The sequence below is a fragment of the Acinetobacter oleivorans DR1 genome (assembly GCF_000196795.1).
GTDB classification, from domain to species: Bacteria; Pseudomonadota; Gammaproteobacteria; order Pseudomonadales; family Moraxellaceae; genus Acinetobacter; species Acinetobacter oleivorans.
In genome coordinates, this window is sequence record NC_014259.1 from 2,917,962 (window position 1) to 2,930,996 (window position 13,035).

Annotated in this window: 11 protein-coding genes; 6 read left to right on the plus strand and 5 right to left on the minus strand. The window is 39.8% G+C overall.

Annotation, left to right across the window (positions count from 1 at the left end; all coding sequences use genetic code 11):
• Positions 1-144 precede the first annotated feature (144 nt).
• Positions 145-1,425, minus strand: coding sequence for an OprD family outer membrane porin (locus AOLE_RS13695; RefSeq protein ID WP_013198520.1), 1,281 nt, complete (start codon positions 1,423-1,425; stop codon positions 145-147).
• A 31-nt stretch (positions 1,426-1,456) separates the two neighbouring features.
• A complete protein-coding gene (locus AOLE_RS13700) occupies positions 1,457-2,803 on the minus strand; it encodes an MFS transporter (protein ID WP_013198521.1) in 1,347 nt (448 codons plus the stop codon).
• Positions 2,804-3,175: 372 nt separating this feature from the next.
• Between AOLE_RS13700 and AOLE_RS13705 the strand changes: the two genes are divergently transcribed.
• The 5 genes from AOLE_RS13705 to AOLE_RS13725 all read left to right on the plus strand — a co-directional run bounded on the left by AOLE_RS13705 (position 3,176) and on the right by AOLE_RS13725 (position 9,309).
• A complete protein-coding gene (locus AOLE_RS13705; protein ID WP_013198522.1) occupies positions 3,176-4,861 on the plus strand; it encodes an arylsulfatase in 1,686 nt (561 codons plus the stop codon).
• A 25-nt stretch (positions 4,862-4,886) separates the two neighbouring features.
• On the plus strand, positions 4,887-5,840 hold the full coding sequence (locus tag AOLE_RS13710) for a formylglycine-generating enzyme family protein (RefSeq protein WP_013198523.1): 954 nt from the start codon (positions 4,887-4,889) through the stop codon (positions 5,838-5,840).
• A 12-nt stretch (positions 5,841-5,852) separates the two neighbouring features.
• Positions 5,853-7,040 carry an OprD family outer membrane porin gene (locus tag AOLE_RS13715; protein WP_013198524.1) on the plus strand — a complete coding sequence of 396 codons (1,188 nt, stop codon included), beginning with the start codon at positions 5,853-5,855 and terminating at the stop codon, positions 7,038-7,040.
• A gap of 235 nt (positions 7,041-7,275) precedes the next feature.
• On the plus strand, positions 7,276-8,352 hold the full coding sequence (locus AOLE_RS13720; protein WP_013198525.1) for an aromatic ring-hydroxylating dioxygenase subunit alpha: 1,077 nt from the start codon (positions 7,276-7,278) through the stop codon (positions 8,350-8,352).
• A 12-nt stretch (positions 8,353-8,364) separates the two neighbouring features.
• Positions 8,365-9,309 carry a PDR/VanB family oxidoreductase gene (locus AOLE_RS13725; RefSeq protein WP_013198526.1) on the plus strand — a complete coding sequence of 315 codons (945 nt, stop codon included), beginning with the start codon at positions 8,365-8,367 and terminating at the stop codon, positions 9,307-9,309.
• A 41-nt stretch (positions 9,310-9,350) separates the two neighbouring features.
• Here the strand turns inward: AOLE_RS13725 and AOLE_RS13730 are convergent, their stop codons facing one another.
• From AOLE_RS13730 to mhpT, 3 genes are all read right to left on the minus strand, one after another.
• Entirely contained in the window at positions 9,351-10,043 is a 693-nt protein-coding gene (locus tag AOLE_RS13730; protein ID WP_081399181.1) for a GntR family transcriptional regulator, read from the minus strand.
• Between the two features lie 123 nt (positions 10,044-10,166).
• The gene (locus AOLE_RS13735) at positions 10,167-10,622 is read right to left on the minus strand and encodes a MarR family winged helix-turn-helix transcriptional regulator (RefSeq protein ID WP_004793816.1); all 456 of its coding nucleotides are present in this window, start codon (positions 10,620-10,622) and stop codon (positions 10,167-10,169) included.
• Between the two features lie 69 nt (positions 10,623-10,691).
• Complete coding sequence (mhpT, locus tag AOLE_RS13740) at positions 10,692-11,924, minus strand: 3-(3-hydroxy-phenyl)propionate transporter MhpT (RefSeq protein ID WP_013198528.1); 1,233 nt, start codon at positions 11,922-11,924, stop codon at positions 10,692-10,694.
• Positions 11,925-12,172: 248 nt separating this feature from the next.
• Here mhpT and AOLE_RS13745 point away from each other — a divergent pair, with 248 nt between their 5' ends.
• On the plus strand, positions 12,173-13,012 hold the full coding sequence (locus tag AOLE_RS13745; protein WP_171056853.1) for a p-hydroxycinnamoyl CoA hydratase/lyase: 840 nt from the start codon (positions 12,173-12,175) through the stop codon (positions 13,010-13,012).
• The last annotated feature ends 23 nt before the right edge of the window (positions 13,013-13,035 follow it).

Here is a 13,035-nt window from a genome sequence, read left to right on the forward strand (position 1 = left end):
AAGCCATGTGTTTAATGAGAGACTCAATTGGCTTTAATAAGATTGGCGGTATTATAGAGGGATTTTGTGCAGTTGATAACTAAAGTTAAAACATTGCTGCTTACAATGTTTTAACTTGTCTTCAATTTACTTAAATATTAATCATTAAAATTTAAAGGTGTAATCGACATTCAAACGTGTTTCATTTGCCGAGTGAAAAGTCATATTGGTAGGCATATCGTTGCGATAGTGAGAAAAACGAGCTCGCATTCCCAAACCTTTTAACTTACCTTCTGGAATTTTATAGCCCAAATCAAATTCTATCGACTCTTCTTTAAAACGCTGATCGCCATATTGCAACAAATCAATGTCTTCACCTTTTGCGTAGCGGGTCATAAAGCGCAGACCGTTTAACGAAACATCACCTACCCGCGCATTTTTAAAGTCATATTCATAACGAATTGAGTAGACTTTTTCGTCTTTATTTGAATAGTCCGAACTCATAAAATCAAGCACGACTGGACTTTCAGTTCCCGACAAAAATGGTAAACCAGTTGAACCAAACGACTGCATGTAGCCCAAAGAAAGCGTATGATTTTGATAGTTCAGACCAAATAAGCCACTAATATGTCGGTTATCGACTTCTCCTATTTTTTTGCTTCCAGTTTCTTCGCTATTAAAAAAACGCACGTCGCTTAAAAAATTAAGCTGGTCGGTTAAAGGCTGTTTGCCGTTAAATCCTAAAAATTGTTGCTGGTAAATGTCTTTGAGTTCAGCATGATAAGCACGCAAACGGTAATCCTTTAACTGATAGCTTCCACCTAAGGTATAAAAAGAATCGGTAGTTGCCGCTTTGTCAAAACGATGGTTGATATTGTCCGTTCCAACATCGGTATAACGAATTGAGTCGCGCTGACGTACTTCGTCGACATAAAAGCCTTCGAGTTGAAGATTTGGAATTTCATTTGAAACAAAGCGTATACCACGGTAAGTCTGAGGGAACAAACGTGCTGGCGATGAAAATAGGGTCGGTAATTGTGGAACTAAATCCCCCACAAAAAGCTCATTTTTTCTAAATTTAGCCTTCCCTGTAATGCCGATTTTTCCATAATAATCATCACGCGAGTTATCGGTATTCACTGGCAATAAGCCACTACGTGCATAGTCATCAGCACGGCTTCCCATCAGGTTAAAACCTGCCATTGCCAGTACATCAACACCGAACCCAACTGTCCCTTCGGTGTAACCAGACTGTCCTTTAAAAATTAAACCCTGCGCCCAATCTCTGGCTGCTGTATAGGGATATGGGTCTTTTTTATAGTCTCGGTCAAAGTAAAAATTACGTAGTGTTAGCTCAGCTTTACTATCTGCAAGAAATTCGGCATGCACAACTTGACTAAATAATGGGCACAAGCATACCCCCACCCATAATGGTGTCTTTTTCATTTTTTATCTCAACTATTTAATTTTTAATGGATTAAGGTGCTGTTTTAAGAGAGTAGTTTTGCTCTTTTTGACTGCGGTAAAAAGCATTACCTAAACTTAAAATCAGGAAAATAGCCAAAATAAACACCACACCGTAATAGGCATAAAGCGTTGCGGGTGCTACACCTTTATCCAGGAAGATGCCTGCAACCGTTGGCGATAAAATTGCCCCAATTCGTCCAAAACCAATTGCATAGCCCACGCCGCGACTACGAATTTCAGCATCGTAAATTGTTGGAGAAATAGAATATAAACCTGCTACACAGCCATTGATGAGTGTGCCAAGTAATAACCCAACCATGAGTGCAACACTGACTTGAGCGGAGACTGCGACAAATAGGAAAACACATGCCGAGGTTAGCCCTAAAAATAGACTTAAGGCATAGAAAATTTTCATACGTGATGCTAATAAACCAATAATGGCTGCCCCGAAAATCCCGCCAATACTAATTAAAATGCCAGTACTTACACCTTGGTGTGGCGACATCCCCATTGAAATAAGAATTTTTGGTGTCCAGCTCATGACAAAGTAAAAGCCAAACATCACCAGAAAGAATGCAAACCATAAACAAAGTGTTTGAAATCCAAGTTGTCCAGCAAACAACTTGCCCAGTTCACTACCATTTTGCGTGCTGATTTTTTCATAATGCGGCATAACAGGTAATTCGTTTAGCCCCATACGATTTACAGTTGCATTAATTCGTTCTAGTGCCTGTTTTGGTCGTTTTGCAAGTAAGTAATCTAAAGATTCAGGTAATAACCATGCGCTGATCAGCAACATTGCAATGGTAGTCACCCCACCTGCTAAAAAGATTGAGCGCCAACCTAAATGCTCAATCAATGCCAGTGATAGTACCCCGCCAAGTGTCGCACCAATTCCGTAACCGGTAGACATTAAGCTCACAGCAAGACTGCGCCAACGTGCATTGGCATATTCACTTGCCAATACATTACTACTCGCAAGGATGCCCCCCACCCCAATTCCAGTAATAAACCGAAGTGCAGCTAACATGCCGTGACTTTGCACAAAAGCACAGCCCAGCATGCTCAGACCTGCAATGACAAGACAAACTAAGATGAGTAAACGGCGACCGATTTTATCAGCTAAAGGTGCAAGAAAAATTGAACCGGCAGCCATCCCAAAAAGACCTGAACTAAGCAATAAGCCAATTTGTGCGCCTGAAAGTGACCATTCTGCTGACACGGATGGAGCGGTAAATGCCATTACCATCACGTCAAAGCCATCAATAATATTGAGACAAATACAGATCAAAATGACGAACCATTGATAGCGGCTCATATTGTTTTGATTGATCTCACTTAGAACGTCTCTTTCCATTTGTGTATCTCCCTTGGATAAGACATACACACGACATTGCTGATATGAGCGATTGGGTGGTTATGCACATCCGTATCCATAATGACCTAGAGGAATATTTGTTTTTTGAGCATCCTGCTCTTTTTCTATACTGAATATTTGGATCCAAAAAATCAACTAAAATTATAAATGGATTATTAAAAAGTATATAAACACATAAATTATATAAGTATAAAATTATTAAAAACATAAAATTAGAATGCTTGAATATTTTTATGGATCCATATTAAAAAATCTATTATGATCGATTCTAGAGCATTTTTTAGCCAAAAAAAGCTCAGTTTATTTCTAGGAAATGCAAGATGCATTTAGAAACATCAAAGGATTGTTGTTATGAAACTCAAAAGAGTAAGTCAGCTTACATTGGGACTTTTTTTTGCCAGCCAATTATTTTACACAACGCAAGCAGCACCTCCAAAAAATCAACAACCACCCAATATCATGATTATTTTGGCCGATGATCTTGGCTTTTCAGATATTGGCGCTTATGGCGGCGAAATTAAAACCCCTCATATTGATAGCCTATTAAAGCAAGGAAAAATGCTTTTTAATTTTCATGCTTCATCAATGTGCTCACCTACCCGTGCACAGCTTATGACTGGTGCAGATAATCACTTGGTCGGTTTAGGTGCCATGTATGAAACGTCAAAACGACAAGAAAATTTGGTTGGAGCCGATAGCCCGCGTGCACTCCTCAAAATTGATGGCTATTCAGGGCACTTAACGCAAAATGCTTACACACTCGCAGAAATTTTAAAGACTAAAGATTATTACACCTTCATGGTCGGTAAATGGCACTTAGGCTATGCTCCCGACCAAAACCCTAAAGCCCGTGGTTTTGATCAATCTTTTGCTCTGCTCGATGGCTTCGATTTACATTTTAAAGACCAACCTAAAAACTATCCGCGTAATACCCAATACACAGAAAATGGTCAAAAAGTCACACTGCCTGATAACTACTATTCGACCGACTTTTTTACACAAAAAGCGTTTGAGTATTTAGACAAAAATAAAGCGCAAAAACCATTTTTTGCTTACTTAGCCTATACCGCTCCACATTGGCCGATACAGGCACCCGCTCATTACAGAGACTTATATAAAGGTAAATACGATCAAGGCTACGATGCAATTCGTAAGCAACGCTTTGAGAGACAAAAGAAATTAGGATTAATTCCTGCAAACGCAGAATACCCAGTCGAGCGTGGCAACCAAGCTTTAGGCACTAAAAGCTGGAATGAACTGACATCACAAGAGCGCAAATACGAAGCGCGTAAAATGGAAGTTTATGCGGGCATGGTTACCCAGTTAGACGACCGTGTGGGTGATGTCATTCAATATCTTAAAAAGCATCATTTATATGACAATACTTTGATTGTGTTTATGTCAGATAACGGTGCTGAAGGTGGTGATCATAATTTCCCAATGGGTGATGCCGACAATCGCTATGAAAATATAGGCAACGCCAGTTCATATGTTTATATGGGACCACGCTGGGCCGAAGTGAGCAGCACACCATTTACTTACTGGAAATCAGCCGCGTCAGAAGGCGGTGTGCGAGTTCCATTTATTGTTAAGTCACCTGTTCAGATTTCTAAACAACGTGGAATTAACAATAACTTTGCGACAGTGAGAGATATATTCCCAACTGTGATGGAGCTAGCAGGCATTCAAAATAGTCAAATTTATCCAGCAACTAGTACCAAAATCAAACCATCAGGTTTTAGTTTAATTCCTGCTTTTAAAGATAATACAGCCCGTATTCGTCCTGTTAATTATTATGACTTCAAAGAATTACATGGCAGCCGCTATGCCAAAACTGATGAATGGAAACTTGTTGAAAACTCACCTTCTAAATTTAAGAGTCATGGCTGGGAACTCTACAATTTAAAAACAGATTTTAATGAGCAACATAATGTTTACAAAGAACATCCTGAGATCGTCAAAGTCTTAAATGACAAATATTTAAGATATGCCGATGAAAACGGCGTTGTGGATTTTGAGCAATATAACAAAAAGTAGAGAAAACCAGATGAAACAAATCATAATGCTTTCATCTTTCCTCTTACTTTGTGCATGCCAAAAAACTACACCTCGACTAGAACAAAATCCTTTGCCCGACCTAGGCACTAAAGCTAAATGTTCTTCCTATTCAGGCCTTCCTTCGGGTTGGCCTAAAAATAAAGAAGCAGGCATGGTCAAGCTTTCGCAAGGAAAAATTGTTTTAGGCACCACACAAGGTTATGAAGATGAACGCCCATTAAATTTACAGGCAACTTCCGTTCCCGCTTTTTTAATTGATGCAACTGAAGTCACCAATGCTCAATTTCAAGAGTTTGTTAAACAAACGGGTTATGTCACCGATGCAGAGAAGCAAGGCGGTGCGGCCATGTTTGCACAACCTGAGCATCCAGTTGAAGAATTACAGTGGTGGAAATTTGAAAAAGGGGCCAATTGGAAACATCCATGGGGCCCAAACAACCCTAAACAACCTGCGCCTCATGAGCCTGTTCGCATGGTGACATGGAATGATGCCTATGCTTATGCGAACTGGCTAGGTCATGACTTACCGACTGAGCTTGAGTGGGAATATGCAGCCAAAGGTTTTCAACAAAATTCCGATATTGGCCCGACCCACGAAGGCCATATTGTAGCCAATTTCTGGCAAGGCGAATTTCCTTATAAAAACATTCAGGAAGATGGTTTTAAGGATGTTGCCCCTGTTGGTTGTTTTAGTAAAAACCCCTTTGGTTTGTATGACTTGATTGGCAATGTATGGGAATGGACGCAAACACCCTACACAGGACCAAGAGATCATCATATGGGAGATCCATCGAAATATCGGCAAAGTCACGAACAGATTTTGCAATACACGATTAAAGGTGGATCTTATTTATGCGCAACCAACTATTGCGCGCGTTATCGTGCTGCCGCGAGGCATCCACAAGAACTCGACCTTGCCACAAGCCATGTCGGATTTAGAACAGTAAAACGCTTTTAAACGGATTTAAAAATGAAGCATATTTTTATTTATGGGATTTTATTCTCAGGGACAACCCTTGCCTGCTGTTTAGCTCACAGTGAAGTAGATGTTAATTTTCAAAATACACTCACACTCAAAACATTTAACTTCGACAGACAATATGAAAATGGCATTAGCCCCGATACTCATAGCTTGAGCCAAGGCTTAATGTATCGTGGCGACTGGTCAACCAAACTTAATGAGGTTCAACTACACCTCAATCCAAGCATCCAATATGCTTATCGCCTAAGTAACGACCAACACACCAATGATATGGTCATACCCTTTGACCCTAACACCAAGAAACAAGCGCAAGACCAAGTTAAATATGGATTAGGTGCTGGAGTTGAATATCAAAACTTTCGCATGAATGTAGGTGAAATCACTCCCGATTCACCACTTACACCACAAGTGGATACACATCAATTACGAGTGAACTATAAAGGCTTGGAATTAAAATATAAGACACCACAACAAAATTTCGAGCTAGGTTTGATTAACCGTTATTCGCCAAAAAATGAGGAGGACTACCACAAACTTGCCATCTCAAAACATGAATCTGATGGGCTTTACTTTTTCCAATGGGATGGGAAAACGCCTCAATATAATTGGAAATTTTATAATGGCTATTTAACTGACCTCATCAATCAAAGTTACTTTGCTTTTGATTATCAATGGACAAAACAGCACACTACAAAATTACGTGTGTTTCGCCACGATGATGTCGGCAAATCAAAACTTGGCGAATATGACAATACATCTGTAGGGGCCATGCATTTCATTAAACATGGAAACTTTACAACTGGAATTGGCTATCAAGAAAACTTTGGCAAAGATGGTATTCCAAAACTCGACAATATGCCCATCCCGCACATGGTGAACTGGACCTTAGGCGCGTTTACCAAAGCAGATGAAAAATCTTATCATTTCGTTGCCTCGTATGACTTTAAAGACTATATCAAGGGCCTAAAAGTGACCTATAAATATATTTATGGCGATTCATTTCAAACCATGAATCAAAATGATTTTGAGCAAGAAAGTAATGTGTTGATTCAGTACGACCTAAATGCTTGGATTAAAAATCTTAAGTTTCTTTTCTTAAATATTAACTACGACACCAAACATGGCAAAAGTCTGAATGAACAGCGCATGATGCTTCACTACACGGTTAATTTCTAAATCTCTACACTCCCATAATGGATTAACCACAGCCATTATGGATCCAAATTAAGATGAATAAAAATTTAGCCTCTAAAATTCAAAGTAAATACAAAAGTCTTTAATAGCAATTAAAAATATACAAAATAACCAAATTAAAAGATCAATATTTTTTAAAAAATATACTGCTTATCAATTGACCAATATTTTTATTTATTATAAATTGGATCCAATAAGTGATAAGGAGTCGTCACAAATGTTTATTAAAAATGCTTGGTATGTTGCCTGCCGTCCAGAAGAAATCCAAGACAAACCACTAGGTCGCACTATTTGTGGTGAAAAAATTGTTTTTTATCGTGGTAAAGAAAACCAAGTTGCAGCCGTTGAAGATTTTTGTCCCCATCGCGGTGCCCCACTTTCACTTGGCTATGTAGAAGATGGCAACCTTGTATGTGGTTATCATGGCCTAGTCATGGGTTGTGACGGAAAGACCGTTTCAATGCCAGCTCAACGTGTTAACGGTTTTCCTTGCAACAAATCATATGCAGTTGTTGAAAAGTTCGGTTTTATTTGGATATGGCCGGGCGAGAAAGCTTTAGCAGATGAAACAAAACTGCCAACTTTAGAATGGGCAGATCATGCTGAATGGAGCTATGGTGGAGGCCTATTTCATATTCAGTGTGACTATCGCTTGATGGTCGATAACCTGATGGATTTAACCCACGAGACCTATGTTCACTCAAGCAGCATCGGACAAAAAGAGATTGATGAATCCTTGCCTGTCACTAAAGTTGACGGCGACCATGTCATTACCGAACGCTATATGGAAAATGTGATCGCGCCCCCATTTTGGCAAATGGCTCTCCGCGGCAATCATTTGGCTGATGATGTACCTGTTGACCGTTGGCAACGTTGCCACTTCTTTGCGCCAAGTAATGTCCACATTGAAGTAGGTGTAGCGCATGCTGGACATGGTGGTTATCACGCACCAAAAGACAAAAAAGTTTCCTCAATCGTGGTCGATTTTATTACGCCAGAAACCGAAACCTCGCACTGGTATTTCTGGGGAATGGCACGTAACTTCCAACCTGACAATGCTGAACTCACCGATCAAATTCGTGAAGGCCAAGGCAAAATCTTTACTGAAGATTTAGAAATGCTGGAGCAACAACAGCAAAATATTTTAAACAATCCACATCGCAAGTTACTCATGCTCAACATCGACGCAGGCGGTGTACAGTCTCGTAAGGTGATTGAGCGACTACTTGCCGAAGAAAATAAAACACGTCCTGAAACGTCCGCTCAGAAGTTTCCAAACATTCGGATTATTTAAAGGAGCATGAACATGGACGTTATTATTCAAAAAATTCACCAGCTCACCCCGACCATTCGTGCCTTTGAATTGGTTGCGGCAAATGGCACAGCGCTACCGAATTTTGAAGCAGGTGCCCATATTGATGTGCATCTTAAAAACGGCCTAACCCGTCAATATTCACTTTCAAATTGTTGCAGTGAAAAGCATCGTTATGTAATTGGTGTTTTACATGATGCTAACTCACGCGGTGGTTCACGTTGTATCCATACTGAATATCGTGAAGGTGATCATTTAAAGATTGGTGAACCACGTAATTTATTTGAGATTCATCCTCAAACAAAGCAGGCGGTTTTATTTGCTGGTGGTATTGGCATTACCCCCATTTTATCGATGGCGTATCGACTTAAGTCAGTCAATATTCCGTTCGAATTGCACTACTTTGTCCGTAGTCATGAAATGATTGCCTTCTATGGCAATTTAACCGAGCACTTTGGTGATCAAGTTCATTTTCATATTCAAGATCAGCCAGATACCGAATGTAATATGGCAGAGGTTTTAGGTCAGAGTTCACTAGATAAACACTTATATGTATGTGGGCCTACAGGGTTTATGCAGTTTGTCATGAGCTCAGCCGAACAAGCTGGCTGGCACAGCGAACAGTTACATCAAGAGCATTTTGTCGCTCAAAAAGTAGATACATCTAACGATGAAGCTTTTACGATTGAAGTTAAAGGTACGGGCCGTCGAATTGAAGTATTACCAGAGCAAACTGCTACTGAGGCATTAATTGCAAATGGTTTTGATATCCCAGTTTCATGTGAACAAGGTATTTGCGGTACCTGTATTACCCGCATAGTAGAAGGCACTCCAGATCATCGAGATATGTTTATGACCGATGAAGAACATGCACTAAATGACCAATTTACGCCCTGCTGTTCTCGTGCAAAAACTAAAAACCTTGTGATTGAACTTTAATATTTGAGTTCCTTTATTCAAAAATAAAGGAACTTTTCACTTTAAGCGCTGAGAACATTTCTTAGGGTTTCACCTAAAATCACCACACTACTGTGTTCGCGCATTAACGTTTCAGCACGCCCTGCCTGACGATTTACCAATGCATCGAAAATCGAACAATGCTGTAAATGCGCATAGTGCAAACGACGATATTCTGACAAAGCTCGGTTCTGGTCATAGGTAATGGCTTGAGCAGAAGCCATCGGCAATTGGTTGTTTTTCGCTAAGGCTTGTATGAGGGCAACGTTTTGTGCGCCCTCAATAATGGTGTCATGAAAAATGACATTAAAATGGTGATAACGTTCTAATTCAGCATCGCCAAACTCGTCTTTATCATTAAATAGTTTTTCAGTTTCTTGAATGCAATGTTGTAGCGTCTTTTTCTGCTCTTCACTTAAGCCTTGTTCTGCCAAAGTTTTCGCAGCTAATCCTTCGAGCACACCACGCACTTCAAGCGCATCATGAACAAGTTGTTCTGAAATTTCACGAACCGTGTAACCACGAGTTGGGTTTTTAATGAGGAGGCCTTCTTGCTCGAGCAAGCGAAAGGCAATACGAACAGGCTGCCTTGAAACACCAAGTAACTCGGCAGTCGGAATTTCGGCAATTCTGGCACCGCCTTCAAGTTCCCCTGAAATAATCATTTTTCTTAGTTTAAGTAAAACTTGTTGTCCTGAAGACATTCGCTGCCACACATCACCAAAAACGTCACTTCGATGCTAGCAAGTTCATTTGTAAAATGAAATAAATTTTCTGTGTGAATCAGTGCTTAAGCATTTTTGTAGATTTTAAAAAATTAAATTGCAAACTACCTTTTATCAAAGGTTTTTAAGATTATTGACCATAATATCGAGATTATTACGGATTAAATAAGCCAAGTTAATATCAATGCCTTCAAGCATTTTTTCTTCAACTTTTAAAACCACTTCATTGCATTTATTTAGCTTATCAACACCGCTTTCAGTCAGGGTAATTAAAATACGGCGGCCATGGGTTGGGTCCGGTTTTTTCTCAATCCAGCCATTCACCAGTAAATCTTGCAAAATTTTGTTGGCCGATTGCGGCTTAATGAAAGACCGCTCAGCGAGCTTAGCATTGGATACATTACTTTTTGAAGCTAAAACAGAAAGCGCAGTAAATTGCGGCAAGGTAATCTCAAGCTCTTTTAAATGTTCTGTTAAATGTTTACTAATAATTCGGTCAACACGAGCAATCATGTAACTTAACTTAGGCTCATCTTCTACTTTTTTTTGAACTGAATTCGAACGTACCATAACCTTTCAATCATCATAAGAAAATCTGTAGTGAAAGTATGAGGATCTACCCCATACTTTCGTTAAAACTTAGCGAGCACCTGAGCTTTGTACTAAATGTACAGGCTGTTTAGGTTTTTTGACAAGAAGTAATGCAGAGATCGCTGCAATTAAAATCACTGGGATGCTTGAACCAATCACGATGGTCGAGCTTTGTCCAAGCGAGAGTAAAAAACCAGCCATTAAAGGCCCTGCAAAAGAACCAATACGCCCGATCGCAACCGCTGAACCTACACCTGTTCCACGCATTTCGGTTGGATAATACATGGCAGCCAAACCGTACAACGCCGATTGTCCGCCCACAATGAATAAACCACAGCCCACTGCCGAAAGTGCAAGTAAAGCAACGGTTGGGGATATCGCTAGACAACAAAGCGAAAATAAAATGCCGAGATAAATCAGTTTAATCACAAAGCTCATGCGCAATTTATCAAGTAATACACCCATCAGGATTGAACCTAAAATTCCACCAACGTTGTAGCCCATCTGTACATAGTTTGCCTGAAGTTTCGATAAGCCTTGCGCGCCCATCAGTAACGGCAACCAGTTCAACAAGAAATACAGTACAACGAGCGTACAGAAAAAACTGACCCAAAGCTGAATGGTCGACATACGACGTTCTTTCGCAAATAAAACTTCCAAAAATGGCGTCGTTTTTTGCGCTTGACCTTTACGTTGCAGGTAATCATTTGACTCAGGTAAAAAACGCATAATCAGTGGAATGAGTAAAATTGGCGCGATACCACCAATATAGAAAATATGACGCCACTCTGCATCACCTGCCAACGACATAGCAACGACAGAAGTAAGTAACCCACCAAAAGGAATACCGCTGTACATAATACTCACCGCGGTACCTTTATATTTATCAGGTACAGCTTCAGATGCCAGTGTAATCATCATTGGAAGTGCCCCACCCATTCCTAAACCAGTACAAAAACGAATGAGTAACAGCAAACTAAAGTTAGCAGCATATGCCGTTAGCAAAGACATTATTCCAAAAAGTAAAATACTAAAAATCAGAATTTTCTTACGCCCGACAATATCGGCAAATCTACCACCCAATATGGCACCTGGTAGTGTTCCTAAAATTGCAGCACTAAATGCCCACGCCATCTGGCCATTGTCCAACATAAACTCAGCCCGCATTCTTGGAGCGGCTACCCCCATTGACTGAAGATCAAAACCTTCAAAAATTGCTATTGCAAAGCATAATAGCAACGTGATTTTTGCCCTTGCAGACTGTCCTAATATCTTTTCCATTGTGTTATCCCTTATTGACTAGTCGTTCCATTTAGCCCTTTGTGTATTATTGTTTAAACACACCAAAAATATCAGTTAAACTTACTAAAAAATCAACATATTTTTATATTAAATCAACAATAAAATTAATTAATATTTAAAATACAATGAATTATAAAATATTTATGAAATTTTATAAAAAAGACTTGAATGTAAGTTTAACTGATATTAAATTAAATCCCAGAACAGCTAAAAATCATTCAAGGAGTATGAAGATGAGTTATGAAAACCGCTGGGAAACAGTAGATGTTAAAGTTGAAGATGGAATTGCATGGGTAACACTAAACCGCCCAGAAAAGAAAAATGCCATGAGCCCAACACTCAACCGTGAAATGATTGATGTACTTGAAGCGATAGAACTTGATCAAAATGCACGTGTGCTTGTGTTGACAGGTGCAGGCGATTCTTGGACAGCAGGCATGGACTTAAAGGAATATTTCCGTGAAGTCGATACGCAGCCTGAAATTTATCAAGAGCGTATCCGCCGCGACTCATGCCGTTGGCAGTGGCAACTTCTTCGCATGTATTCAAAACCAACCATTGCTATGGTCAACGGCTGGTGCTTTGGAGGCGGTTTCTCACCTTTAGTGGCTTGTGACCTCGCAATTGCAGCAGATGAAGCAACTTTCGGTTTATCTGAAATTAACTGGGGTATCCCACCGGGTAACCTTGTAAGCAAAGCAATGGCAGACACTGTTGGTCACCGTGCCTCTTTGTACTACATCATGACGGGTAAAACCTTTAGTGGTAAAGAAGCTGAAACCATGGGCCTTGTGAACAAAAGTGTACCGCTTGAACAGCTAAAAGCTGAAGTGACTGAGCTTGCAAACTGTCTACTTGAGAAAAACCCTGTGGTTCTTCGTACCGCTAAAAATGGATTTAAGCGTTGTCGTGAACTGACTTGGGATCAAAACGAAGACTACTTATATGCCAAACTTGATCAATGTATCCACCGTGATACAGAAAATGGTCGCCAAGAAGGTTTGAAACAATTTTTAGATGAAAAATCAATTAAACCGGGTTTACAGAGCTATAAACGTACTGGTTAACTTTTGATTCTCTAATGGCAATG

Bases quoted from the DNA above. Each gene is read 5' to 3' on its own strand.
- AOLE_RS13695 (WP_013198520.1), bottom strand. From the start codon at position 1,425: ATGAAAAAGACACCATTATGGGTGGGGGTATGCTTGTGCCCATTATTT.
- AOLE_RS13700 (WP_013198521.1), bottom strand. From the start codon at position 2,803: ATGGAAAGAGACGTTCTAAGTGAGATCAATCAAAACAATATGAGCCGC.
- AOLE_RS13705 (WP_013198522.1), top strand. From the start codon at position 3,176: ATGAAACTCAAAAGAGTAAGTCAGCTTACATTGGGACTTTTTTTTGCC.
- AOLE_RS13710 (WP_013198523.1), top strand. From the start codon at position 4,887: ATGCTTTCATCTTTCCTCTTACTTTGTGCATGCCAAAAAACTACACCT.
- AOLE_RS13715 (WP_013198524.1), top strand. From the start codon at position 5,853: ATGAAGCATATTTTTATTTATGGGATTTTATTCTCAGGGACAACCCTT.
- AOLE_RS13720 (WP_013198525.1), top strand. From the start codon at position 7,276: ATGTTTATTAAAAATGCTTGGTATGTTGCCTGCCGTCCAGAAGAAATC.
- AOLE_RS13725 (WP_013198526.1), top strand. From the start codon at position 8,365: ATGGACGTTATTATTCAAAAAATTCACCAGCTCACCCCGACCATTCGT.
- AOLE_RS13735 (WP_004793816.1), bottom strand. From the start codon at position 10,622: ATGGTACGTTCGAATTCAGTTCAAAAAAAAGTAGAAGATGAGCCTAAG.
- mhpT (WP_013198528.1), bottom strand. From the start codon at position 11,924: ATGGAAAAGATATTAGGACAGTCTGCAAGGGCAAAAATCACGTTGCTA.
- AOLE_RS13745 (WP_171056853.1), top strand. From the start codon at position 12,173: ATGAAGATGAGTTATGAAAACCGCTGGGAAACAGTAGATGTTAAAGTT.